Below are 22,425 nucleotides of genomic sequence, written 5' to 3'. Positions count from 1 at the left end.
GTGCGGAAAGCCGGTTAATGCCGTTAGCGACGCGCGTGCGCCGCAACGTCGGCTTCGATCGCCTGGGCAAGCGCAAGCACCATCTTCGCGCGCTGATCGGGCGAGCGAAGGAGCACTTCATCGTCGGCGTTGCTGATATAGCCCGCCTCGAACAACACGGCGGGCGCTTCGGCGCGCCGAAGGACGTGGAAGGCCGCAAACCGGTGCGGGTCCGGGCGCAGGCCAAAACGCCCCGCTGAACGACTGACGAGCCGCGACGCAAGACCCGCCGACGCGGCCATCTGCGACTGCGTAGCGAGGTCGGCCAGTGCAGCCTCGACGGTGCCCGCGCGAGCATCGGTCCGGGCGCCGGCATTTTCCGCCGCCGCGACGCGTGCGGCTTCGGCATCGGAAGCGACGTCGGACAACGAATATACCGTAGCACCGCGAGCGAGCGGATTGGGCGCGCTGTCCATGTGCAGCGACACGAACATCGCCGCGTTGAGCCGGCGCGCAACCGCTGCCCGGTCGTCGAGGAGCAGATAACGGTCGCCATCGCGAGTCATCGCGACGCGAACCCGGCCCCGTTCGACCAGCTTGTCGCGAAGCTCACGGGCAAGCTCGAGCGTCAAATCCTTTTCGCTCACCTGGCCCGAGACACTCGTCGCTCCGGGGTCGTGGCCGCCATGGCCCGCGTCGAGCACGACAATCGGACGTCCGCGCGCTTGCGGCGCCGCATAGATGCGGTCGCTGACGGGCGGCGGCACATTCACCGTAAGGCTGGATTGCGCGGCAGCGCCGCTGCGGCTGGTCAGCGACAGCGCCGCGCCCCCGCCCACGAGGACGAGCAGCCCGGCTCCGGCGATCAGCCCTCGTCTGCCCACCCGTTCCATGCCCCAACCCATTGATCTCACACGCCCTTGTATCACGCGGATATGGTTAACGGAAAATTGCGGCTGATCGCAGCGCAATCGCGCTCCGCTAACCCAGCGTCGGGAGCCAAGGAAACGCGCTCAAGAGCCGGCAGGAAGTGTTGCGGGTGCGACTCTGCGGTGCTAACCGAAACTGCTTTCCGGCGCTCCTGCCCGGAATAACCATGCCGCGGCCGGTGCGACGGCGCGCGGTTTCACGAGGTTGACGCTCGAATGACGCCACAGAATGCCCATGGTCCGCTCTGCAAGGAAGCGGCCGGCGCATTCCCGGTGCACCGTTGCCGGATGGCTGTTCGAGCAGACACGCTTTTCAACAGGTCTGCCGTCCCGCCGCGCCTTCGCGCCGGCGGCGAGGCCACAGTCATTGCGCGCCGGAGCGTCCGAACGCTGAACCCGCGCGCACGGAGAAAATTCAATGTCCATGCGCATGCTGATCGATGCGCGCCACCCGGAAGAGACCCGGGTCGCGGTCGTCAAAGGAAACCGGATCGAGGAGTTTGACTTCGAATCCGCTGAGCACAAGCAGCTCAAAGGCAATATCTATCTCGCCAAGGTCACCAGGGTAGAACCGTCGCTCCAGGCGGCGTTCATTGATTATGGCGGAAACCGTCACGGCTTCCTGGCCTTCAGCGAAATCCACCCGGATTATTATCAAATCCCGAAGGCCGACCGCGAAGCGCTGCTCCGCGAAGAAGCCGAGCACGCCGCGGAGGAAGAGCGGCTCCGGTCCGCCGAATATGACAACGGCTACGAGGGCGATCATGACGATCACGGCGAGGATGCCGAGGATCACCACGGCGATGAAGGCGACCATGGCGCCGAGGAAACCGGCACCGGCTCCGCCCGATCGCCGGTAGACGAGTCCGCCGCGGACGAACTTCGCAAGAAGCGTCAGGCGCTGCGCCGCCGCTACAAGATCCAGGATGTGATCCAGCGCCGCCAGGTGCTGCTGGTCCAGGTCGTCAAGGAAGAGCGCGGCAACAAGGGCGCGGCCCTGACCACCTATCTCAGCCTCGCCGGCCGCTATTGCGTGCTGATGCCGAACACCAGCCACGGCGGCGGCATTTCCCGCAAGATCTCCAACGGCGCCGACCGCAAGCGGCTGAAGTCGATCATGAGCGACTTGAACCTGCCGAAGTCGATGGGCTTAATCGTCCGCACGGCGGGGCTTCAGCGCACCAAGACCGAGATCAAGCGCGACTTCGACTATCTCGCCCGCCTGTGGGATGAGATTCGCGAGCGCACGCTCGGCAGCACCGCGCCGGCGCTGATCTATCGCGACAGCGACCTCATCAAGCGCGCGATCCGCGACCTCTATCATCGCGAGATCGACGAAGTCTGCGTCGAGGGCGAGGAAGGCTATAAGGCGGCGCGCGGCTTCATGAAGCTGCTCATGCCGAGCCACGTGAAGCGCGTGAAGCTGCACACCGAGAGCACGCCCTTGTTCCAGCGCTCCGGGGTCGAGGACCAGCTCAGCGCCATGTACCAGCCGGTCGTGCAGCTGAAGTCCGGCGGCTACCTAGTGATCAACCCGACGGAAGCCCTGGTCTCGATCGACATCAACTCGGGTCGCTCCACGCGCGAGCACAACATCGAGCAGACCGCCTTCATGACGAACCTCGAAGCGGCGCAGGAAATCGCGCGCCAGCTTCGCCTCCGCGACATGGCCGGCCTCGTCGTCATCGACTTCATCGACATGGAGCAGTCGAGCCACGTCCGTAAGGTCGAGAAGGCGATGAAGGAGGCGCTGAAGAACGACCGCGCCCGCATCCAGGTCGGCCGCATCTCCAGCTTCGGCCTGATGGAGATGAGCCGCCAGCGCCTGCGCACCGGAGTCCTCGAGGCGTCGACCAAGGCGTGCCCGCATTGCGAAGGCACCGGGCTCATGCGTACCGCCGCGTCGGCGGGCCTTTCGGCGCTTCGAATCATTGAGGACGAGGCGGCGCGCGGCCGCGGCCAGAAGGTATGCCTGCGCGCCGGTCGCGAGGCGGCCGTCTACGTGCTCAACAAGAAGCGCGGCGAGCTCGCCGAAATCGAGCAGCGCTACGGCGTCTCGATCGAAGTGCTGATCGACGAAAGCTTTGAAGGCGCGCGGATGACCGTCGAGAGCTCAGGTCCGCGGCCTGTCGCGGTCCCGCAGCCGGTCGCCGAAGCGCCGCCGCAGTTCGAGGACGAGGACGAGGAAGACGCGATCGTCGACAGCGACGACGAGGACGAGGAATCCGAAGAGCAGGCGGAGAGCCGCGGCGAAGCGGATGAGCGCAATGGCCGCCGTCGGCGCCGTCGGCGTCGTGGCGGCCGCGGCCGCAATCGCCGCGAAGGCGGCCAGGACGAGCATCAGGACAGCGATGCTTCCGCTGCTGGCGACCAGGCCGATGTCGCGCCGGAGCAAGCGCCGGTCGAGGCCGAAGCGCCCGCTGATGAGCCGGAAGGCGGCAAGCGCCGCCGTACGCGCAGCCGCCGGGGCAAGGCTGCACCGGCCGAGCAGGAGGCCGAAGTGAGCGTTCAGCCGGACAGCTCGCCAATGGTCGAGCGCCCGATCGAGGACGAGCCGCCGATCGCCGAGACCGCTCCGGCAGAGGAACCGAAGCCGAAGCGCCGCCGGTCGAAAAAGGCCGCTGCGGAAGCCGAAGTCACGGTCCCAGAGCCTGCGCCCGCCGACGCGCCGCCGGCCGAAACCGTCGACCAGGCCGCGCCGCCGGCAAAGCCCGCGCGCAAGCGGCGGACCAAGGCCGCTGCCGCAGACGAGGCTGCGCCGGTCGACGCGGAAGCCCAGGCAACTGCCGAGCCGGAGGCCAGTGCGCCCGAGGCGAAGCCCGCGCCCGCTGCGAACAACGACACCGCCGTCGAAGAATCGAGCGGGCCGCCCCGCCGCGGATGGTGGCAGCGCACGTTCGGCTAGGCTGCAGCGTGTGGGCCGTCCGACGCCAATGCGGACGGCCTGCGCTCTCGCTTTCAGGCCCGGTTCAGCGGCGGAAATGGTAATCGCTCGCCCATGAAGTCGCCGATTTCCCGCTTCGTGCGGATGCTGATGCTCGCGCTGATGCTGGTCATGTCGGCCTGGCAGCCCGCCGCCGCACAGCAGAGTGGCACCGGCCAGGTGCTCCGCGATACGGAGACGGAGCGGCTGTTCAGCGACATGGCCGAACCGCTGATCCGCGCCGGCGGGCTCGACCCGAACAGCGTCAAAGTCGTCCTGATCAACGATCCCGAGATCAACGCCTTCGTCTCCCAGGGGCAGACCGTCTATTTGCAGTCGGGCCTGATCGCCGTCGCCGACAATGTGAACCAGGTGCAGGGCGTCGTCGCCCACGAGCTGGGGCACGTCATGGCGGGCGATGTGATCCGCAGCGGCCAGGGCGAAAAGCAAGCGACCGGCATCACCATCCTCTCGCTCGTACTTGGCGCTGCCGCCATGGCCGCAGGAGCAGGCGACGCCGGTCTCGGCATCATGATGGCCGGCCAGCAGGCGGCGCTCGGCGGACTGCTCGCGTTCACGCGCACGCAGGAGTCGACTGCGGACGCGACCGGCGTGCGGCTCCTCTCGCAATCGGGAATCAGCGGCCAGGGCATGCTCGACTTCTTCGGCAAGCTGCAGAACCAGGAATATCGTCTCGCGATCTATGCAAAGGACAGCTTCGACCGGACTCACCCTTTGTCGTCGGAGCGTATCCAGGCGCTGAGGCAGAAGGTTGAAGCCGATCCTTCGTGGAAGAAAGCGACGGACCCGGCGCTCGAAGCGCGGTTCCAGCGTGTGAAGGCAAAGCTGCTCGGCTTCACCAACGCGAAGCAGGCGGCCCAGCGCTATCCCCAATCCGACAAGAGCGTGCCGGCCCATTATGCGCGCGCCTACGCCTATCACCTCGGCGGCTACCCGGACACGGCGCTGGCGGAGGCGAACGCCTTGCTCGCTGTGGATCGGACAGATCCTTATTTCCTAGAGCTCAAGGGACAGATCCTGCTCGAAAGCGGCAAGCCTGCCGAAGCACTGCCGGTGCTCCGCGAAGCGGTCGAACGGTCGGGCAATGCGCCGATGATCGCCGCAATGCTGGGCCACGCATTGGTGGAAACCCAAGACCCCAAGAACCTTGCCGAGGCGAAGCAAGTGCTCAAGGCCGCGGTCAACCGGGACAATCAGGACCCGTTCGCCTGGTACCAGCTCGGCATCATCTACGACCGCGAAGGTGACGCGGCGCGGGCATCATTGGCGACCGCGGAGCGCAACAATCTCGAAGGCAATCCGAAGCTCGCGCTGGCGAGCGCTCAGGTGGCGATGCGCGGCATCCCCGCCGGCACACCGGATTACCTGCGGGCGCAGGATATCATGATGGTGTCCAAGGCTGAGCTCGCTAAGAAAGACAAGCGCTACAGGGAAGACGCCAAGAAGTGAGTGAAGCGAACATGGCCGCGAAACCGCGCGGCGTCTTTGGTCCGGCGCTGATCGGCGGCGTCATCGGCGCGCTGATAACGGCCGCCCTGCTGCTGTTCGCTGTGCCGAATGCGATCAGCAGCCGGATCGTCCGCCAAGGGCTGCTGTCCGATCCGAAGATCCTCAGCGAGACCGTCGATGCGCTGCGGGACTCCCAATATGAGCCGGTGCTGGCGGCTCATCGCGCGGCTCTGGAGAAGCCGTTTGGAAGCTCGTGGCGCGGCGCCGAGAAACCTGAGATCACGCTCGTCGAATTTTACGATTATGCCTGCCCTTACTGCAAGGCGAGCAACCCGATTGTCGACCGCCTGCTGCAAGAGGATAAGGGCCTCCGGGTAGTCTATCGCGAGCTGCCGATCCTGGGGCCGGAAAGTGTCACCGCCGCTCGCCTCGCGCTGGCAGCCTCCAAGCAGGGCCGCTTCAACCAGTTCCACGGCGCGCAATGGAATGCCGGCAAGCCGGGACCGGAAACGACGGGCGCAGCGGCCAGGGTCGCAGGGATCCCGGCCGAGCCGAAGCCCGACCCTGCGGTCGAGGCGGAGCTCAAGCAGAACTTCCAACTTGCCGGGCAGCTTGGCGCAACCGGTACGCCGGTTTTCGTGGTGGGAAGCCGGGTGCTGAACGGCGCTGTCGGCTATGACGCTCTCAAGGACGCAATCGCGGCCGCGCGCAAGAACGGCTGACCTAGTCGGTTCAGCCGGTTAGCATGCACCCAGTGAAGGAAAGCGCCATGAGCGCGCCAAATCCCAGCCGGACCTTCCAGGCCCAGGACTCCATATCAACAGTCATCGAAACACCTGTAATTTTAGTTTGGTCGTGCCAGCGCTCGGCAGTGCTCGCAGTTCCGAGGATTACGCAGGCGATACCGAAACTCCGCTGCCAGCGCGGGGCGCTAGGCGGGCTCAGCTCCCTTGAAGCCCTGTGCCACGACATACCATTCCGATGAATCCTTGCGGCTGGCAGGCGGCTTGGCGTGCTTCACAGTCGTGAAGCTGCGCTTGAGCTCCGCGACCAGATTGTTGTCGGCGCCCCCGGCAAGCACCTTGGCGACATAAGCGCCTCCCGGGCGCAGCACCTCGCGAGCGAATTCGAGCCCCGCTTCGACCAGGCCCATCGTGCGCAGGTGATCGGTCTGCTGGTGGCCGACGGTGTTCGCCGCCATGTCGGAGAGGACGAGGTCCGCGGGCCCGCCGAGCGCCTCGCGCAGCGTGTCCGGCGCCGCGTCGTCCATGAAGTCCATCTGAAGGATCGTGACGCCCTCGAGCGGGTCGGTGGGCAGCAGGTCGATGCCGACCACGCTCGCCTGCGGGACCTTTCGGCGGACCACCTGGCTCCAACCTCCCGGCGCGATGCCGAGGTCGACGACAGCCTTCGCGCCCCGCAAGAACCCGAACCGCTCGTCGAGCTCGATCAGCTTGTAGGCGGCACGGCTGCGGTAATTCTCCGCCTTCGCGCGCTTCACATAGGGATCGTTGAGTTGCCGCTCGAGCCACCGCGTCGACGAAACTTTGCGGCCCTTGGCGGTCTTGACCCGCTTCACAGGTCCCAGCCGTCGCGGGCCATCAGCGACCTCAGGATGCCTTCGCGAATGCCGCGATCGGCAACGCCCAGGTTTCGCGCCGGCCAAATCTCCATGATGGCATCGAGGATGGCACAGCCGGCGACGACGAGGTCGGCCCGCTCGCTGCCGATGCATGGCAGGGCCGAGCGTTCGCCGAAGTCCATGCCGGCGATCATGCCGCTTATCTTCTGCATCGCCTCGATCGGCACGTGGAGGCCGTCCACCGCGCGTCGGTCGTAGACAGGAAGCGCAAGGTGGACGCTGGCAAGCGTCGTCACCGTTCCACTGGTGCCGAGCAGGCGAATGTCTTCGCGGGCCTGCGGCAACATGATCGCGAAATTCGCGAAGGCCCGGCGGGCGCGTTCGCGCATGCGGTTATAGGCCAGCAGCCGGTCCGGCCCTTCCAGCGCCTCCCTGCCCTCGCTTTCGGTCAGCGACACGACGCCCCACGGCGCGCTCCACCAGGCGCGGATCCTGGGCGTTCCTTCTTCCTGGTCGATCAGCACGAGCTCCGTAGAGCCGCCGCCGATGTCGAAGATCAGCGCCGGTCCGTCGCCGGGTTCGAGGAGCTTGTGGCAGCCGAGCACGGCCAGCCGCGCCTCCTCCGCCGGAGCGATGATGTCGAGGGCGATGCCAGTCTCCTCGCGAACCCGCTCTGCGAATTCGCGCCCGTTCGTGGCGCGGCGGCACGCTTCCGTGGCTACCGAGCGGGACAGCGAAACGTTTCTTCGGCGAAGCTTGTCGGCGCAGACCGACAAAGCACCGACCGCGCGGTCCATCGCCGCCTGCGACAAAGCCCCCGTGTGCGACAGACCTTCGCCGAGTCGCACGATGCGCGAGAATGCGTCGATGACGGTAAAGCCCTCCTCTGTCGGACGGGCGATCAGCAGCCTGCAATTGTTGGTGCCGAGATCGATGGCGCCATAGGTGTGGCGGTGCGGTTCCCGCCTCGGCGAAAAACCCTGCTCCGACGGCCTGCCCTGCGCTCGATAGTCCTGCCGCAGGGCCGGCGCACTGGCGACTCCCTGCGCCATCACACAAGCCCACTCTTTCTTCACCGCCCCGAATGGAGCGGCTGACTTGAGGTGGGTTTAATCACAAGTTGATAGCTGTGAGCAAGTCCGCGCCGGGCCGCCGCCGGCGTTGACAGTACAGGGCCCGCTTTCTATCTGCCCGCTTCCCAAGCTGCCCCGTCGTCTAATGGTAAGACTACGGACTCTGACTCCGTCAATTGAGGTTCGAATCCTCACGGGGCATCCACTCCTGCGCAGGAGCTCGGCCTGCATGCCGGACACGCTCTCAAGGCCCACTGATGGGATCCTCTTCACCGTCAACGCGCATGAGCGTGGCGACGGGTTCGAGTTCAATGTCGGATCGCGCGGCAAGCAGCGCAGCTATTTCGTGCCGACCGCTACCTACCAGGACTTCAATGCCTTCTACCGCGAGCTCGCGGATGATTTCGGCACGCGCCTGCCGCACATCTACACGCGCATGACGCAGCGGGAGTCGGCACCCTTCCCGTGGCAGCCGCTCCTGACCGAGAACGTCCACGACGAAATTCTGGTCGGCTACGGCGACCCGGCTGTCCTTCGGACGGACGATGGATGGTGGCTCATCGCCACATCGAACGACGCCCCCAACGCATTCCCGATCCTCCATTCCGAAGACCTCGAGCGGTGGGAGCCGCGGGGCTTCATCTTCCCGCAGGGACAGGAGCCTGAATGGGCGGCGAAGGGCCGCCAGGTGTCGGACTTCTGGGCGCCGGAAATGGCGAAGATCGGCGATGAATATTGGACCGTCTTCACCGCCCGGCAAAAGAATAATGCGCTCGCGATCGGGCTTGCCCGTGCCCCGGCTCCGGCCGGTCCCTGGGTCGATAACGGCCACCCGCTGATCACCGGCCACCCAATCAACACCACTGGCCTGGGCTATGACGACAGCCAGCCGCGCATGAGCGGCGGCGTCATCGACTCCCACCTCTTCATCGATCCGCAGACCGGCGAGCAATATGTCTTCTGGAAGGACGATACTAACGGCGTGTGGCCGCGGCCGCTGGCAATGCTTCTCGGCCGCCACCCGGAGCTGATTGACGCTTTGTTCCCGAACGAGGCCGACCAGATGTCCGCCCATTTCGCAGCGGCGCTCGTCCCTTGGGCGAACCAGGCCCGGCCGATGACGCGCTTCTTCGCGATGGGGCCGCTGATCGAGGCCGCGCTCGACAATTGGCAGCAGGTGCGCTCGGTGCTCTCCGATTTCGGCTTGGGCGCGACCACGATCGTCGACGCGATGACGACGCCGATCCACGGCCAGCGGATTGCCGACGACGGACGCTCCTTCATCGGGGAAGACCGCATCGTCCTCACCAATGATCAGGATTGGGAAGGCCATCTGATCGAAGGTCCGTTCGTGACCTACGAAGCCGGCCGTTATTGGCTATTCTATGCTGGTAACGATTTCGGCACGCCCGCTTATGGCATTGGCGTAGCGGTCGCGGACCACCCGCTCGGCCCCTACACCAAGCAAGGCGAGCCATTGCTGAAGTCGACAAAGGAGTGGGTTGCGCCCGGCCATGCGTCGGTGGCGCCGGGGCGCGACGGAAAGCCGCAGCTGTTCTTCCACGCCTTCCATCCCGGCGACGGCGGCTACAATGCGTTTCGTGCGCTGCTCACCGTCGGGCTGAAGTTCACCCCCGAGCGGGTCGATATCGTCCCGCTCGGCGATGCTAGCGCGGCTTAGCGGCTGCGCGTGACGTTGCCGCCGTTGGCAACTGCCATGGTGACCTGCGGATTGCCCACATATTCGATGTCTCCGCCGGCGTTTACGGCGGCGTTCAGGTGGTCGCGCGCGCGGACGTAGATGTTGCCGCCTGCGTTGACTGCCGCCGAGGCACCGACGACGGCCAGTGCGCGAAGATCGATCGTGCCGCCGGCGTTGACGGCTGCCGATACATGGCGCTGCGGCGCGAAGCCGGGCTCGACGCGGATCGTGCCGCCCGCTTCCACGGCCACATCCGGGACTGTCGGGGACTCGACCTGGATCTGCAGGTTGTAATTGCGCGGGCAGCGCATGTGGCAGGAGGTGGCGATTTCGAGCCGCCCGTCCCTGCGAACCTGGAAGTTCGTGAACTGCCGGCTCCCGTTGACCAGGGTCACGCGTTGCACCGGACCACGAACGATGGTGACCTCGCCGCCTGCTTGCAGCTCGATGGATTTGAACAAGGGGAGCGCGATCGGCTCGGCAGCGACCACCGGCGCGGAAGCTGCGAAGGCGAACGCGAACAGCGGGAGAGTCGAGCGAAGCATCTGTAGGTCCTTTCGGGCGGTGTGTGCTACATTTGTAGCGCTACATTTGCAGCGTGTCTAGCCCATGTTGCCGAAGCTGGAGAAAGCGATCATTCACGGCCCATGATCAGGATCATCGGCAGCTTCGTAAGCCCTTATGTTCGCAAGGTTCTCGCCTGCCTGAACCTCAAGCAGCTCGACTATGAAGTCGACCCGATCACGCCATTTTACGGGAATGACGAGTTCCAGCGGCTGAGCCCGTTGCGGCGGATTCCCGTGCTGATCGACGGCGATTTCCACACCAGCGATTCGTCGGTCATTTGCGCCTATCTCGACGAGGCTTATCCCGGCCACTCCTTGTTCCCTGCCGACGTGAAGGATCGGGCACGAGCGCGCTGGTTCGAGGAATTCGCCGACTCCCGCCTGGGTGAGGTTTTCATCTGGAGTTTTTTCTATCAGCGCGTGGTCCACCCGCTGGTCTGGGGAGAGCCGGGGGACCAGGCGCGCATCGCTCGCGCCGAGAACGAGGAGATCCCCGCCGCGCTCGATTACCTGGAAGGTGAAGTGCCCCGCGACGGCTTTCTGTTCGGCGACATCGGCGCTGCCGACATCAGCGTCGCCAGCTTCTTTCGCAACGGCAGCTATGCCGGGTGGGAGACCGATCCGGACCGCTGGCCGCACACCGCGGCGTTCCTTGAGCGCACGCTCGCCCACCCATGCTTCGCCGACCTGCTTCGCTTCGAAGACGTGCAGCGCAGCGCCAAGATCAAGGGCCGACGCCAGGCGCTGCTCGACGCCGGCGCGCCGCTCACGGCCGAGACGCTCGGCCTGCGCGAACCCCGCCCGGGGATGATGCGGCTTTAGTGGTGGTGACCGGAAATCCAGTGCTCGAGGCGCGTCCGTAGCGAGCGCCGCGAGGGAATGTAGCCCGCCTCCATCACCGGAACCTCCTCCTCGGGCTCGTAGATGGTGAGGTTGCGGGGCAGCTTCGGCCGCAACGTTTCGCGGCCGCGCAGCAGGTCTTCGGCCATCGACAGGGAGCGGTGCACGTCTTCGGCCGTGAACGGCTTGACGAGGCAGCCAAGGGCCAGGTCCGGCATTGCGAAACCAGGCGCCTTCCCGGTCACGAACAGTGACGCGACGCCCAGGTCGTTGAGGCGCACGGCCGCCGAAAAGCCGGTTGAGCCCCGCGCCAGGTGAAGATCGACAAGCGCGAGGTCCGGCTGCTCCGCTTCGGCCGCCGCGACTGCGCTGTCCGCGTCCTCGGCAATGGCGATCACCCGGTAGCGCGGATTGTCCTCGACTAGATATTTGAGTGTGACGGCAAGTTGTGAATCGTCTTCGACGATCAGGATCCGTAGCATCGGCGAGCCCTCCCCGAACTCACGGGAGCCGTTGAAGGGCTCCGCTGCCGCGATGCTGCGCTAGGCCGAGTCCCGTGCGAATCCCTCATGAACCGGATTTACGCCGAGCCGAGTCGTTGCTGCGCCCGAACGAAAAAGACGCCCCCGGGCGTGAGCCCGGAGCGCCTTCTCGCCCCCCTCGAATTAACGCTGTTAAGCGCGGTAGAAGATGTGGGTGCCGATGCGGTCGGCAAGCTGGAGGCGGCGGCCCCACGACGGCGCGACGTAGGTCGCGTGGTACCAAAGCACGTCTTCGCCGACGCTCGGGACGATGTTCGCCGCAGCGAGAAGCGCCACAGCCTGCGCCTTGCGCCACGAAGCGGAATTGACGTCGGCCTGCGGCACCGCGCCCGTGCGCGGGTTCACGAAGGAAAACTGCCAAGGCTGCGTCATGACGCTGCACCAGTCGCCCGGATATTTGCCCGAGGCGGCGCGGTTCATGACGACGCGGGCAACCGCGAGCTGACCCTCGACAGTCTCGCCGCGCGCTTCGAAATAAACGGCGGTGGCGAGGCAGTTGGTCTGCTGGTCGAGCGGGGCGCTGGTCGCGAACTTGTCGACCAGCGCGTGGAGGCCCCAACCGCCCTTGAACAGCCAGGCGGCCTCGCGGGCGATCGACGGCATCAGCGAGACGGTCACGGACTTGGCCGGCTCCGCCTGGACGATGGTGCCGGTCGTCGTGGTCGTGGCGGTCGCGGTCGAAGCGACAGCCTGCTGGACCAGCGCGGCCGCCGGCTTCTTGACGAGGCCGAGCGCCTGGGCCGACGTGTCTACGTCAGCAGCCTTGACGGCCGCCGCGACGTTGAGCTTCGAATAGTCCTGCGCAGCGGCACTGGTGCCGGTGGCAAGTGCAGACAGACCGACGATCGCGGACGCAACGCGTCCACCAAGCAGCTTGACCAATTTCTTTTGCCCTCGTTGGCGGGCGGTCCGCTGGCGGCGCCTCCCGTGCGCCCTTGAAACTCCAGCGGGCCCGTGCCCGTCTTGCCGTTGGAGCCCGCTCAAAACCGCTGGGCTCTTCGCTCTCATTCGCTGAAACCCGTTTACGTTAACCTTTTGCCGGATGACAGCGATCGGCGATGAACCGAGCCAGCTAAGCGATAAGCGCCGGAACTAATTAGACTTTATGCGTTTCGTCGATGACACCGCACGATTAACCGCAGCCGGCTCGGCGTTCCGCTGCTTTCCCCCAGATGAATGCGCCTTTAGGCGAGCGAATCATGGCATATTGGCTGATGAAATCGGAACCGGCGGCTTACAGCTGGAACCAGCTGGTGCGCGACGGCGGCACCGAATGGGACGGCGTCCGCAACAATGCTGCGCGGCTCCACCTCAAGGCGATGGGGCCGGGCGACGAAGCGTTCCTCTACCACAGCATGTCCGACAAGGCGGTGGTCGGCATCATGCAGATCACTCGCGAAGCGGCCCCCGATCCTAAAGATGCCGACTGGGTGAGCGTCCGCGTGGAACCGGTTCGCCCCCTCGCCCGCCCCGTCACCCTGGCCGAGATCAAGGCCGAACCCCGTCTCGCCAAGATGGAGCTGATCCGTCAGTCACGGCTGTCCGTCGCGCCGGTTCGCGAGGAGGAGTGGAAGGTGATCCTGGAGATGGCCGGCGAGCACGGTTGAGCGAAGGTCACAACGTTCACCGCCGATTGGGGACGGCTTGCGGACGAGCAGAGGGAAACAACAGCGGTCGCCGCACGCGGCTGTGACCTTTCCTGCGCGGCCAAAGTTGCCAAAGCGGTCACCTGAACGCGAGCGCATGCTAACTGACGAACGCATCCGGAAGTTGGCCAAGTTGACGCCTCGACATGGTGGCTGCCCTCGCCCCCGGTGTCGGCCGAGGCATAATCCAGTTCGACCGGATGATGACTTCAGCGTGGCGGTGCCCGGGTTCCCCATGCACTAGCTTAAGGCACAAACTGCGCGCTGTAGGACAGAGTTTTCGTGCAGTCGGTGCGCCGCACTAAACGTTACCGTGTCGCACGTGTGGATTGGGCTGCATGTACGCTACAAGGTGAACCGGCGGCGCCATTAGCGACGTCCTTCAGCTCCTGCGCCTTGATCGGCTCCTTGCTCGCGGGCGGGAAATTGATCACCCGCTCACGATTCCCGTCACGGACCCGAAATGCGATCTCTGCCGTGCCGCTGCTGGCAGAGATCGAAATCTTCCCGTTGAGGAAGATCATCCCGTCGCGAAGGCCGGCGGAATATGCCGGCCCGCTCTTGGGAACGCCGCGGATTACCTCGCCCTTCTTCGGCTTTGGAAACCCCGGATCGAGATTGGGGAGCAACGCCGTCTCAAGCCGACTTCGCGCGCGACACGACTGGCTCCTGTTGGTCGGTGCTGAAATGGGCGCCAGCAAAAGCAGTTGCCGCCGCTAGTTTCGCGGCACAAGCCTCCGTACGCGCGTTAAGGCGCTCATGACCGACACGATTCTCGGAGCACACGATTTCAACCTGCTGCCCCACCTGGTGGCGCTGTTGGTCGCTTACGTGTTGGCCATTCCGATCGGCTGGAACCGCGAGCGGGAGGAGCGGAGCGCCGGCCTGAGGACCTTTCCGCTGGTGGCGCTGGCAACTTGCGGGGTTGTGCAGGCCGCCGAAAACCTCACGGCCGACAGCCCGGAAGCAATGGCCCGGATCATCGAGGGGCTGATCACCGGCATGGGCTTCATCGGCGGCGGCGCGATCCTTCGGCAGACGGAATCGGTCAAGGGTACCGCCACGGCGGCGAGCTTGTGGGTGACCGGCGCGATCGGCGCCGCTTGCGGGCTCGGCAGCTACGACGTCGCCCTGATGCTGGCCGTGGCGACCGTGTTCACCTTGTGGATGATGGAGCCGCTGAAACGGCTTGGGCATTTGAGCGCGGACGAGCGGCGACGCGAGGGCAAGCGCGGCGCGCCTCGCGGCAAGAAGCCCGCTGAAGACTAAGTCGAGCTCCCCTCCGCTTCGCGCACTGGCAAATTCGGACGCGCGCGCCTACCGCGACCTCATGCAACATGACAGGCTTCACGACGCCCTCGCTCAGGCGCTGAACGCGCGCGGCTATGAGGCGCTTACGCCGGTCCAGGCGGCGGTGCTTGGCGAGGATGCGGCCGGGCGCGACCTGATCGTTTCCGCCAAGACCGGATCGGGCAAGACCGTCGCGTTCGGGATGGCGATGGCCGAGCAGCTGATCGAAGCGGACCGCCTGCCCTTCACGCGCGAACCGCTGGCGCTGGTGATCGCGCCGACGCGCGAGCTCGCGATGCAGGTGAGCCGCGAACTCGACTGGCTGTACGCCAATGCCGGCGCGCGCGTCGTCACCTGCGTCGGCGGCATGGACCCGATGAAGGAGCGGCGCGCGCTGAACGGCGGCGCGCATATCGTGGTCGGGACGCCGGGTCGGCTACGCGACCATCTCGAACGCGGCGCGCTGGAGCTGTCGTCGCTTCGCGTCGCGGTGCTCGACGAGGCCGACGAGATGCTCGACATGGGCTTTCGCGAGGAGCTGGAGGAGATCCTCGACGCAACGCCCCAGGAGCGGCGCACCCTGCTCTTTTCCGCGACCATGCCGCGGCCGATCGTCGCTCTGGCCAAGCGCTATCAGAGAGACGCGCTGCGGATCGAGACGACCGGCGACAAGGAAGGCCATCACGACATCGCCTACCAGGCCGTGGCGGTGTCGCCGACGGACATCGAGCATGCGGTCGTCAACCTGCTCCGCTTCCACGAGGCGGAAACGGCGATTCTGTTTTGCGCGACGCGCGATGCGGTGCGGCGGCTCCACGCGAGCCTGACCGAACGCGGCTTCGATGCGGTGGCGCTGTCGGGCGAGCATAGCCAGAGCGAGCGCAACCATGCACTCCAGGCGCTGCGCGACCGGCGGGCGCGGGTCTGCGTCGCCACCGATGTAGCGGCGCGCGGAATCGACCTTCCGTCCGTCTCGCTGGTCATCCACGTCGAACTGCCGCGCGACGCCGAAGCGCTGCAGCACCGGTCCGGCCGCACCGGCCGCGCCGGGCGCAAGGGCACGGCGATCCTGATCGTGCCCTATCAACGCCGCAAGCGCATCGAAGGGATGCTGCGCGGCGCGCGGATCAATGTCGAATGGATCGGCGTGCCGACGGCGGGCGAGATCCGCAGCCGCGACCGGGACCGCCTGCTCAGCGAACTGTCGGCGCCCGTGGAGCTGGAAGAAGAAGACCAGGAGCTTGCGCGGCAGCTGATGGCCGAGCTTTCGCCCGAGACGATCGCCGCTGCATTGGTGAACTCGCTGCGCACGGACATGCCCGCGCCGGAAGACATCTTATCGGCGTCCGAGCGCAGCGAAGCGCGCGGTACTGAAGGGCACCGGGCCGGCTTCGAAGATGCGACCTGGTTCCGGATCAACGCCGGCCGTCGCCACAATGCCGAAGCGCGCTGGCTGCTGCCCGTGATCTGCCGCTACGGGCACGTCGGCCGGGCCGACATCGGCGCCATCCGAGTTGCCGCGAACGAAAGCTATTTCCAGGTCACGCGTCGCGCGACGCCGGGGTTCGTGAAAGCATTGAAGCGGGCGGCGCTTGCGCCCGAGGACGAAGGCATGGTGATCGAGCCCGCGCCGCCGCGCGATGCTCCGCCGGCAGCGCAGTCGACCTATCGGCCCGAGCAGGCGCACGACAAGCCGCGCATGAAGAAGAAGCCGCGGCGGCCGAAACCGGCCTAGGCGGCCTCCGCCTGCTCCAGCTGTTCGCTGGCCTCGATCCAGCGCGCTTCGGCGGCTTCGAGTTCGGCCACGACCTTCGCGCGGCGGCGGCTAAGTTCGCTCATCGGCAGTGAGGCGAGTTCGGGCGCGGCGCTCGCGGGGTCGAACATCGCGCGGTCGATTGCCGAACATTCTTTCGCCAGCCGCGCGCTTGCGGCTTCCGCTTCCGCGGCGGCTTTCTTGAGCGCGCGGGCATCCTCGCGCGCTTTCGCGGCGGCCTTGCGATCCTGCTTGGCGGCCTTGGGCTTCGCGTCGGCGGCGGGCTGGTTCCGGCCGAGGACCAGGTCGATATAATCGTCGATGCTGCCGGTGAATTCGACCGCCGAGCCATTGTCGACCAGCACCAGCCGGTCGGCGGTCAGTTCGATCATGTGGCGGTCGTGGCTGACGATGATGACCGCGCCGTCATAGCCGTTGAGCGCCTGCACGAGCGCTTCGCGCGCATCGACGTCGAGGTGATTGGTCGGCTCGTCGAGGATCAAAAGGTGCGGCGCGTCGCGGGTGATCAGCGCCAGCGCAAGCCGCGCGCGCTCGCCGCCCGACAGTTTGCCGACCAGTGTCGTTGCCTTGTCGCCCGAGAAACCGAAGCGGCCGAGCTGGGCACGCACCGCAGCGGGCGAAGCCGTCGCCATGGCGCGCGTCATGTGCTGGAGCGGCGTGTCGTCGCCGTGCAGCTCCTCGACCTGATATTGGGTGAAGTAACCGACGCGCATCTTGCCCGACGCGTGAACCTCGCCCTCCATCGGCTGCAGCTGCGCGGCGAGGAGGCGGGCAAGGGTCGTCTTGCCGTTGCCGTTGCGGCCGAGCAACGCGATCCGGTCGTCCGGGTCGATGCGGAGGTTAAGGCGACGAAGCACGGGCACGTCCGAATAGCCGACGGCGGCCATGTCGAGGGTGATCAGCGGCGGCTTCAATTCCGACGGGCTCGGGAAGTCGAAGCTGAGGCTGGGATCATCGACGAGCGCGGCAATGGGCTGCATCTTCGCCAGCATCTTCGCGCGCGATTGCGCCTGCTTGGCGGTCGAGGCGCGGGCGCTGTTGCGGGCGATATAGTCCTGGAGCCGGGCGCGTTGCGCATCCTGCGCCGCCTGGGCCGCGGCGAGCTGCGCCGCGCGCTCGGCCCGCTGCCGCTCGAAACTGTCGTAGCCGCCGCTGTAAAGCGTGACCTTGCCGCGCTCGAGGTGGGCGATGGTGTCGACGACATTGTTGAGCAGGTCGCGCTCGTGGCTGATCACGAGCAAAGTGCCCGGATAGCTCTTGAGGAAGTTCTCCAGCCACAGGGTCGCTTCGAGGTCGAGGTGGTTCGACGGCTCGTCGAGCAGCAGCAGGTCGGGCTCGGAGAACAGCAGCGCGGCGAGCGCGACGCGCATCTTCCAGCCGCCGGAATAGCTGTCGAGCGGGCGGCCCTGCATCTCTTCGTCAAAACCCAGGCCGAGCAGGATGCGGGCGGCGCGCGCGGGCGCCGTGTAGGCGTCGATGGCCAGCAGCCGTTCGTGGATGTCGCTGATGCGGTGCGGGTCGTCGATATGCTCGACCTCGTCCATCAGCCGAGCGCGCTCTTCATCGGCAGCGAGCACCGTTTCGAACGGCGTTGCCGTTCCGGCCGGCGCCTCCTGGGCGATGTAGCCGACGCGGGTACGGCGCGGCAGGTCGATCGAGCCTTCGTCCGGATCGATCTGGCCGATGATCGCCTTCATCAGCGTCGACTTGCCGGCGCCGTTGCGGCCGATCAGGCCGACGCGGCTGCGCGGGGTTATGGCCGCCGACGCGCGGTCGAGGATCGTGCGGCCGCCAAGCCGGACGGTGATGCCGTTGATGGTCAGCATAGCGGCTTGGCTGCGGCTAGGCCGCTTCGAGCTTCCTCGCTTCGCGCTTGCGCTCGTGCGGGTCGAGGAAGCGCTTGCGGATGCGGATCGCCTTGGGCGTCACTTCGACCAACTCATCGTCCTGGATGTAGGCGATCGCTTGCTCGAGGCTCATCCGGCGCGGCGGTGTCAGGCGGATGCCTTCGTCCTTGCCGCTGGCACGGAAGTTGGTGAGCTGCTTCGACTTCAGCGGATTGACCTCGAGGTCCTGCGGCTTCGCATTCTCGCCGATGACCATGCCTTCGTAGAGCATCTCGCCGGGCGAGACGAACAGGATGCCGCGCTCTTCCAGCGCATTCAGCGCGTAAGCGACGGCCGCGCCCTGCTCCATCGAGATGAGGACGCCGTTCTGCCGGCCGCTGATCGGGCCCTTGTAGGGGCCATATTTCTCGAACAGCCGGTTCATGATGCCGGTGCCGCGCGTGTCGGACAGGAACTCGCCGTGATAGCCGATCAAGCCGCGCGACGGCGCCGAGAAGGTCAGGCGCGTCTTGCCGCCGCCCGACGGGCGCATGTCGGTCATTTCCGCCTTGCGCATCGCCATCTTGTCGATGACGGTGCCGGAGAATTCATCGTCCACGTCGACGACGACGGTCTCGTACGGCTCCTCGCGGCCGTTCGGACCTTCGCGGAACAGCACGCGCGGGCGGCTGATGCCAAGCTCGAAACCTTCGCGGCGCAGCGTCTCGATCAGGACGCCCAGCTGGAGCTCGCCGCGGCCGGCGACTTCATAGGCCTCGCCGCTTTGCGTCTCCGTAACACGGATCGCGACATTGCCTTCGGCCTCGCGGATCAGGCGGTCGCGGATGACGCGGCTCTGCACCTTGTCGCCGTCCTTGCCGGCGAAGGGTGAGTCGTTGACCGCGAAGGTCATGCTGAGCGTCGGCGGGTCAATCTCGCGTGCGTGAAGCGGCTCGGCGATCTCGGGCGTGCCGATGGTGTTGGACACGGTGGCCTTCATCAGGCCGGCGATGGCGACGATGTCGCCCGCCTTGGCGCTTTCGACCGGCACGCGCTCAAGGCCCTGGAAGGCGAACAGCTTGGTGACGCGGCCGTCCTCGACGACCTTGCCGCTAACGTCCATCGCGCGGATGGGATCGTTGATGTTGAGCGTGCCGCTTTCGATGCGGCCGGTCAGGATACGGCCGAGGAAATTGTCGCGGTCGAGGAGCGTCGCAAGCATCTTGAACTCGCCCGCGGGATCGAGCGCCGGCGCCGGCACGTGGCTGACGATGGTTTCGAACAGCGGGGTCAGGTCGCCTTCGCGAACGCTGTCTTCGCGGCCCGCATAGCCGGAGCGGCCCGAGGCGTAGAGCGTCGGGAAGTCGAGCTGCTCGTCGTTGGCCTCGAGGTTCAGGAACAGCTCGAACACCTCGTCGAGCACTTCGGCGGCGCGCGCGTCCGGGCGATCGATCTTGTTGACCACGACGATCGGCTTGAGGCCGAGGCTCAGTGCCTTGCCGGTCACGAACTTGGTCTGCGGCATCGGGCCTTCGGCGGCGTCGACGAGCAGGATGACGCCGTCCACCATGCTGAGGATGCGCTCGACCTCCGCGCCGAAGTCGGCGTGGCCCGGCGTGTCGACGATGTTGATGTGCGTGCCGTTCCACTCGACCGAGGTGCATTTGGCAAGAATCGTGATGCCGCGCTCTTTTTCGAGGTCGTTGGAATCCATCGCCCGCTCTTCAACGCGCTGGTTGTCGCGGAAGGTGCCGGACTGGCGGAAGAGCTGGTCGACGAGGGTCGTCTTGCCGTGATCGACGTGCGCGATGATCGCGACGTTACGCAGGTTCATTGATTTTTCCCGGAAAAGATGTCGCGCGCCCGTAGCCGAAAAGCCGCTCTGTTGCAATGCAACATGGACGCCCGCGTGGCGACTAGGGACCGCGCTCCAGGATCTCGATCGCGCGTTCGACGGCGCGGAGTTCGCTGTTGGCGAGCCGCTCCAGCTTGGTGCGCAGGTTGGCGCTCGCCGCATTGCCGCTCTGCAGGCGATCACGCCCCGCGGCGGTGAGGCGTAGCGCAAGGCGCCGGCGGTTGCCGGGGTCGGCGGTCCGTTCGACCAGGCCCGCGCGCACCAGGCTGTCCACCGAGCGGCTGACGGCCGGAGCGCCGCGGCCGACGGCTTTGGCGACGTCGTTGAGGGTTGCAGGCTCTGCCGCGGCGATCGCCGCGAGCAATTGCCTCTTTGCCCTGTCCGCGCGTTCGCTTGGCCCGTCGGCGACCCACATGTGCGCGACGCCGGTGAACCGTGCCGCTAGCGCTTCTGGCGTTGAGCCCCCGATCATCATTGCAGCGTAGCAAAGATTTGCAGGCGCGCAATGTTGCATCTAGCAGGTGCAGGTGAGCAGCCGCCCTCGCCTTCCTCGAAACGTCTGGGTGCTCGGCTTCGTCAGCCTGTTGATGGACTTGTCGAGCGAGATCTATCACTCGCTGCTCCCGGCCTTCATCACCATCGTCCTGGGGCTGCCCGCGACGGCGGTCGGCGCCATTGACGGCATCGCCGAAGCGACGGCGAACTTCGGCAAGCTGCTGTCGGGGCGGCTGTCCGACCGCAGCCGGAAGCGCAAGCCGTGGATCATGGCGGGCTATGGGCTGGCGGCGCTGTCGAAACCCTTGTTCCCGCTCGCCGGCAGCGCGCCCGCGGTAATGGCGGCGCGCTTCGCTGACCGCGTCGGCAAGGGACTTCGCGGAAGTCCACGCGACGCGATGATCGCCGACGAAACGCCGCCGGAAATCCGCGGCCGCGCCTTCGGCCTCAGGCAGGCGCTGGATACCGCCGGGGCGTTGCTCGCGCCGCTCGCCGCCATTGGCCTCATGGCGCTTCTGGCGAGCAACATCCGTGCGGTGTTCTGGATCGCAGTGATCCCGGCGGCTCTGTCCTTCCTGCTCGCGTGGTTGGCGCTGCGCGAGCCGGAGCAGCGTGCCGCGCCGACGAAGGCGTCGCCTTTCTTCGCCGGCTTTCGCGAGCTCGACCGCCAGACGACGCGGCTGCTTGCCGTCGGCTTCCTGTTCGCGCTCGCCCGCTTTTCCGAAGCCTTCCTGATCCTGAAGGGCCTCGATGTCGGGCTCAGCGAGGCCATGTCACCGCTGACATTGGCCATCTTCAACCTCGCGTATGTCGCGCTCGCTTATCCGGCTGGATCGCTGAGCGACCGCATGAGCCCGCGGACGATCCTGATGGCTGGCATCGGCCTGCTCATCGCGGGCAATCTCGTGCTGGCGAACACCGACACCTTCGCGGGCTTGGTGGCCGGCACCGTTCTGTGGGGCGCCCATATGGCGCTGACGCAGGGCATCTTCGCGCGCATGATCGCTGACAGCGCGCCGGAGAAGCTGCGCGCCACCAGCTTCGGCGCCTTCTACTTCGTGACAGGCATCGGTTCCCTGCTCGCCAGCCTGGCTGCCGGAATCATTTGGGACCGGGACGGTGCCGCGGCGACCTTCATCGCCAGCGCCGGAGTCGCGGCCGTCGCCATCGCCATGCTGGCGTTGCTGCACGACGAGGGGCCAAAAACCACAACCCACTGAGTCGCCGCGCTTCTTAGCGTTTGCGAGAAAATGTTTACTCGCGTATATAACTGACCGGTCAGTTATGAAACAAAGCAACAAACAACCACGGTGGCAACGCCGCGCCGAGGACCGCCCGCAGGAGATCTGCGCCGCGGCACTGGATGTGTTCGCGGAGAAGGGCTTCGCGGCCGCCAAGCTCGACGAAATCGCCAAGCGCGCGGGCGTCTCCAAGGGCACGCTCTACCTTTATTTCCAAAGCAAGGAGGAGCTGTTCCGCGCGGTCGTGCGCAACACGGTATCGCCCAATGTCGATGCAGTCCGCAGCCAGATCGAAGCGGCGGAAGTCCCCTTCCCGACGGTCGTCCGCATGCTGCTGCCGATGGTGGCGATGAAGGCGACCGAGGGGCGCATCGGCTCGGTTGCGAAGATGGTGATCGGCGAGTCCCGCAACTTCCCCGAGCTCGCCAAGGTCTGGCACGACGAGGTGGTCAGCAAGGCGCTGGCGACGCTCGCCGGCGCGGTGGCCAAAGCGCAGGACCGCGGTGACATTCGCCCCGGCGATCCGCGCCTGCACGCCGTCAGCGTCATGGGCGCGATGCTGATGGGGCTGATCTGGCGCGAGACGCTCGAGCCGGTCGGCGGGGCGCCGATCGACCTCAACGCACTGGCGATGCAGCATGCCGAGACGGTGCTTCACGGGCTGCTGACGGAGCAGGCGCCGTGAAGCGCGT

Annotated in this window: 21 protein-coding genes and 1 tRNA gene; 11 read left to right on the top strand and 11 right to left on the bottom strand. The window is 66.4% G+C overall.

Translation table 11 applies throughout. The features are described 5' to 3' along the window. Nucleotides 1–23: 23 nt before the first annotated feature. Together VIL42_08465 and VIL42_08460 are read right to left on the bottom strand one after the other, a co-directional pair. Complete coding sequence (locus VIL42_08465; protein HEY8592881.1) at nucleotides 24–872, bottom strand: N-acetylmuramoyl-L-alanine amidase; 849 nt, start codon at nucleotides 870–872, stop codon at nucleotides 24–26. A 162-nt stretch (nucleotides 873–1,034) separates the two neighbouring features. Beyond that, nucleotides 1,035–1,334 (bottom strand): hypothetical protein, encoded by a 300-nt coding sequence (locus tag VIL42_08460; GenBank protein ID HEY8592880.1) that lies wholly within the window; start codon nucleotides 1,332–1,334, stop codon nucleotides 1,035–1,037. Here VIL42_08460 and VIL42_08455 point away from each other — a divergent pair. From VIL42_08455 to VIL42_08445, 3 genes are all read left to right on the top strand, one after another. Then, a complete protein-coding gene (locus VIL42_08455; GenBank protein ID HEY8592879.1) occupies nucleotides 1,327–3,813 on the top strand; it encodes an Rne/Rng family ribonuclease in 2,487 nt (828 codons plus the stop codon). The two genes, VIL42_08460 and VIL42_08455, sit on opposite strands and share 8 nt — an antisense overlap. A gap of 93 nt (nucleotides 3,814–3,906) precedes the next feature. Beyond that, on the top strand, nucleotides 3,907–5,301 hold the full coding sequence (locus VIL42_08450; GenBank protein HEY8592878.1) for a M48 family metalloprotease: 1,395 nt from the start codon (nucleotides 3,907–3,909) through the stop codon (nucleotides 5,299–5,301). 11 nt (nucleotides 5,302–5,312) lie between these two features. Beyond that, nucleotides 5,313–6,023, top strand: a complete 711-nt coding sequence (locus VIL42_08445; GenBank protein HEY8592877.1) for a DsbA family protein — start codon at nucleotides 5,313–5,315, stop codon at nucleotides 6,021–6,023. Nucleotides 6,024–6,232: 209 nt separating this feature from the next. Here the strand turns inward: VIL42_08445 and VIL42_08440 are convergent, their stop codons facing one another. Together VIL42_08440 and VIL42_08435 are read right to left on the bottom strand one after the other, a co-directional pair. Continuing rightward, nucleotides 6,233–6,889, bottom strand: coding sequence for an RlmE family RNA methyltransferase (locus VIL42_08440; GenBank protein ID HEY8592876.1), 657 nt, complete (start codon nucleotides 6,887–6,889; stop codon nucleotides 6,233–6,235). After that, entirely contained in the window at nucleotides 6,877–7,935 is a 1,059-nt protein-coding gene (locus tag VIL42_08435; protein ID HEY8592875.1) for a Ppx/GppA phosphatase family protein, read from the bottom strand. Before VIL42_08435 ends, VIL42_08440 begins: the two co-directional genes overlap by 13 nt. A gap of 152 nt (nucleotides 7,936–8,087) precedes the next feature. On the opposite strand from VIL42_08435, the gene VIL42_08430 reads away from it, so the two are divergent. Further along, a tRNA-Gln gene (locus tag VIL42_08430) sits at nucleotides 8,088–8,161 on the top strand. Nucleotides 8,162–8,185: 24 nt separating this feature from the next. Beyond that, the gene (locus VIL42_08425) at nucleotides 8,186–9,637 is read left to right on the top strand and encodes a family 43 glycosylhydrolase (GenBank protein HEY8592874.1); all 1,452 of its coding nucleotides are present in this window, start codon (nucleotides 8,186–8,188) and stop codon (nucleotides 9,635–9,637) included. Here VIL42_08425 and VIL42_08420 read toward each other — a convergent pair. Continuing rightward, nucleotides 9,634–10,203, bottom strand: coding sequence for a DUF2807 domain-containing protein (locus VIL42_08420; GenBank protein ID HEY8592873.1), 570 nt, complete (start codon nucleotides 10,201–10,203; stop codon nucleotides 9,634–9,636). The genes VIL42_08425 and VIL42_08420 overlap by 4 nt on opposite strands. 102 nt (nucleotides 10,204–10,305) lie before the next feature. On the opposite strand from VIL42_08420, the gene VIL42_08415 reads away from it, so the two are divergent. Then, a complete protein-coding gene (locus VIL42_08415) occupies nucleotides 10,306–11,046 on the top strand; it encodes a glutathione S-transferase family protein (protein ID HEY8592872.1) in 741 nt (246 codons plus the stop codon). Here the strand turns inward: VIL42_08415 and VIL42_08410 are convergent. Next, a complete protein-coding gene (locus tag VIL42_08410; GenBank protein ID HEY8592871.1) occupies nucleotides 11,043–11,546 on the bottom strand; it encodes a response regulator in 504 nt (167 codons plus the stop codon). The genes VIL42_08415 and VIL42_08410 overlap by 4 nt on opposite strands. Nucleotides 11,547–11,738: 192 nt before the next feature. After that, complete coding sequence (locus tag VIL42_08405) at nucleotides 11,739–12,488, bottom strand: cell wall hydrolase (GenBank protein ID HEY8592870.1); 750 nt, start codon at nucleotides 12,486–12,488, stop codon at nucleotides 11,739–11,741. Nucleotides 12,489–12,805: 317 nt separating this feature from the next. Here VIL42_08405 and VIL42_08400 point away from each other — a divergent pair, with 317 nt between their 5' ends. Beyond that, entirely contained in the window at nucleotides 12,806–13,213 is a 408-nt protein-coding gene (locus VIL42_08400) for an EVE domain-containing protein (GenBank protein HEY8592869.1), read from the top strand. A 347-nt stretch (nucleotides 13,214–13,560) separates the two neighbouring features. Here the strand turns inward: VIL42_08400 and VIL42_08395 are convergent, their stop codons facing one another. Then, nucleotides 13,561–13,881 carry a hypothetical protein gene (locus VIL42_08395; GenBank protein ID HEY8592868.1) on the bottom strand — a complete coding sequence of 107 codons (321 nt, stop codon included), beginning with the start codon at nucleotides 13,879–13,881 and terminating at the stop codon, nucleotides 13,561–13,563. Between the two features lie 130 nt (nucleotides 13,882–14,011). On the opposite strand from VIL42_08395, the gene VIL42_08390 reads away from it, so the two are divergent. Next, nucleotides 14,012–14,521: an MgtC/SapB family protein gene (locus VIL42_08390; GenBank protein HEY8592867.1), complete on the top strand. Its 510-nt coding sequence runs from the start codon at nucleotides 14,012–14,014 to the stop codon at nucleotides 14,519–14,521. A gap of 61 nt (nucleotides 14,522–14,582) precedes the next feature. After that, a complete protein-coding gene (locus tag VIL42_08385) occupies nucleotides 14,583–16,277 on the top strand; it encodes a DEAD/DEAH box helicase (GenBank protein HEY8592866.1) in 1,695 nt (564 codons plus the stop codon). On the opposite strand, the gene VIL42_08380 is transcribed toward VIL42_08385, so the two are convergent. The 3 genes from VIL42_08380 to VIL42_08370 form a co-directional block, all read right to left on the bottom strand. Beyond that, on the bottom strand, nucleotides 16,274–18,142 hold the full coding sequence (locus VIL42_08380; GenBank protein ID HEY8592865.1) for an ABC-F family ATP-binding cassette domain-containing protein: 1,869 nt from the start codon (nucleotides 18,140–18,142) through the stop codon (nucleotides 16,274–16,276). The genes VIL42_08385 and VIL42_08380 overlap by 4 nt on opposite strands. Nucleotides 18,143–18,158: 16 nt before the next feature. Next, nucleotides 18,159–19,976: a translational GTPase TypA gene (gene typA / locus VIL42_08375; protein HEY8592864.1), complete on the bottom strand. Its 1,818-nt coding sequence runs from the start codon at nucleotides 19,974–19,976 to the stop codon at nucleotides 18,159–18,161. Between the two features lie 82 nt (nucleotides 19,977–20,058). Next, the gene (locus VIL42_08370) at nucleotides 20,059–20,472 is read right to left on the bottom strand and encodes a MarR family transcriptional regulator (GenBank protein ID HEY8592863.1); all 414 of its coding nucleotides are present in this window, start codon (nucleotides 20,470–20,472) and stop codon (nucleotides 20,059–20,061) included. A 52-nt stretch (nucleotides 20,473–20,524) separates the two neighbouring features. On the opposite strand from VIL42_08370, the gene VIL42_08365 reads away from it, so the two are divergent. Beyond that, nucleotides 20,525–21,712, top strand: coding sequence for an MFS transporter (locus VIL42_08365; protein ID HEY8592862.1), 1,188 nt, complete (start codon nucleotides 20,525–20,527; stop codon nucleotides 21,710–21,712). Nucleotides 21,713–21,776: 64 nt separating this feature from the next. Further along, nucleotides 21,777–22,418 carry a TetR/AcrR family transcriptional regulator gene (locus VIL42_08360; protein ID HEY8592861.1) on the top strand — a complete coding sequence of 214 codons (642 nt, stop codon included), beginning with the start codon at nucleotides 21,777–21,779 and terminating at the stop codon, nucleotides 22,416–22,418. The last annotated feature ends 7 nt before the right edge of the window (nucleotides 22,419–22,425 follow it).

It is taken from the genome of Sphingomicrobium sp. (assembly GCA_036563485.1).
Taxonomy (GTDB): domain Bacteria; phylum Pseudomonadota; class Alphaproteobacteria; order Sphingomonadales; family Sphingomonadaceae; genus Sphingomicrobium.
This window is presented reverse-complemented; position numbering and strand designations above follow the sequence as displayed.

What these genes read in the sequence shown, in the direction of transcription:
- VIL42_08465 (HEY8592881.1), bottom strand. Translation starts at nt 872, where the DNA reads ATGGAACGGGTGGGCAGACGAGGGCTGATCGCCGGAGCCGGGCTGCTC.
- VIL42_08455 (HEY8592879.1), top strand. Translation starts at nt 1,327, where the DNA reads ATGTCCATGCGCATGCTGATCGATGCGCGCCACCCGGAAGAGACCCGG.
- VIL42_08460 (HEY8592880.1), bottom strand. Translation starts at nt 1,334, where the DNA reads ATGGACATTGAATTTTCTCCGTGCGCGCGGGTTCAGCGTTCGGACGCT.
- VIL42_08450 (HEY8592878.1), top strand. Translation starts at nt 3,907, where the DNA reads ATGAAGTCGCCGATTTCCCGCTTCGTGCGGATGCTGATGCTCGCGCTG.
- VIL42_08445 (HEY8592877.1), top strand. Translation starts at nt 5,313, where the DNA reads ATGGCCGCGAAACCGCGCGGCGTCTTTGGTCCGGCGCTGATCGGCGGC.
- VIL42_08435 (HEY8592875.1), bottom strand. Translation starts at nt 7,935, where the DNA reads ATGGCGCAGGGAGTCGCCAGTGCGCCGGCCCTGCGGCAGGACTATCGA.
- VIL42_08425 (HEY8592874.1), top strand. Translation starts at nt 8,186, where the DNA reads ATGCCGGACACGCTCTCAAGGCCCACTGATGGGATCCTCTTCACCGTC.
- VIL42_08420 (HEY8592873.1), bottom strand. Translation starts at nt 10,203, where the DNA reads ATGCTTCGCTCGACTCTCCCGCTGTTCGCGTTCGCCTTCGCAGCTTCC.
- VIL42_08415 (HEY8592872.1), top strand. Translation starts at nt 10,306, where the DNA reads ATGATCAGGATCATCGGCAGCTTCGTAAGCCCTTATGTTCGCAAGGTT.
- VIL42_08410 (HEY8592871.1), bottom strand. Translation starts at nt 11,546, where the DNA reads ATGCTACGGATCCTGATCGTCGAAGACGATTCACAACTTGCCGTCACA.
- VIL42_08400 (HEY8592869.1), top strand. Translation starts at nt 12,806, where the DNA reads ATGGCATATTGGCTGATGAAATCGGAACCGGCGGCTTACAGCTGGAAC.
- VIL42_08390 (HEY8592867.1), top strand. Translation starts at nt 14,012, where the DNA reads ATGACCGACACGATTCTCGGAGCACACGATTTCAACCTGCTGCCCCAC.
- VIL42_08385 (HEY8592866.1), top strand. Translation starts at nt 14,583, where the DNA reads ATGCAACATGACAGGCTTCACGACGCCCTCGCTCAGGCGCTGAACGCG.
- VIL42_08380 (HEY8592865.1), bottom strand. Translation starts at nt 18,142, where the DNA reads ATGCTGACCATCAACGGCATCACCGTCCGGCTTGGCGGCCGCACGATC.
- typA (HEY8592864.1), bottom strand. Translation starts at nt 19,976, where the DNA reads ATGAACCTGCGTAACGTCGCGATCATCGCGCACGTCGATCACGGCAAG.
- VIL42_08370 (HEY8592863.1), bottom strand. Translation starts at nt 20,472, where the DNA reads ATGATGATCGGGGGCTCAACGCCAGAAGCGCTAGCGGCACGGTTCACC.
- VIL42_08360 (HEY8592861.1), top strand. Translation starts at nt 21,777, where the DNA reads ATGAAACAAAGCAACAAACAACCACGGTGGCAACGCCGCGCCGAGGAC.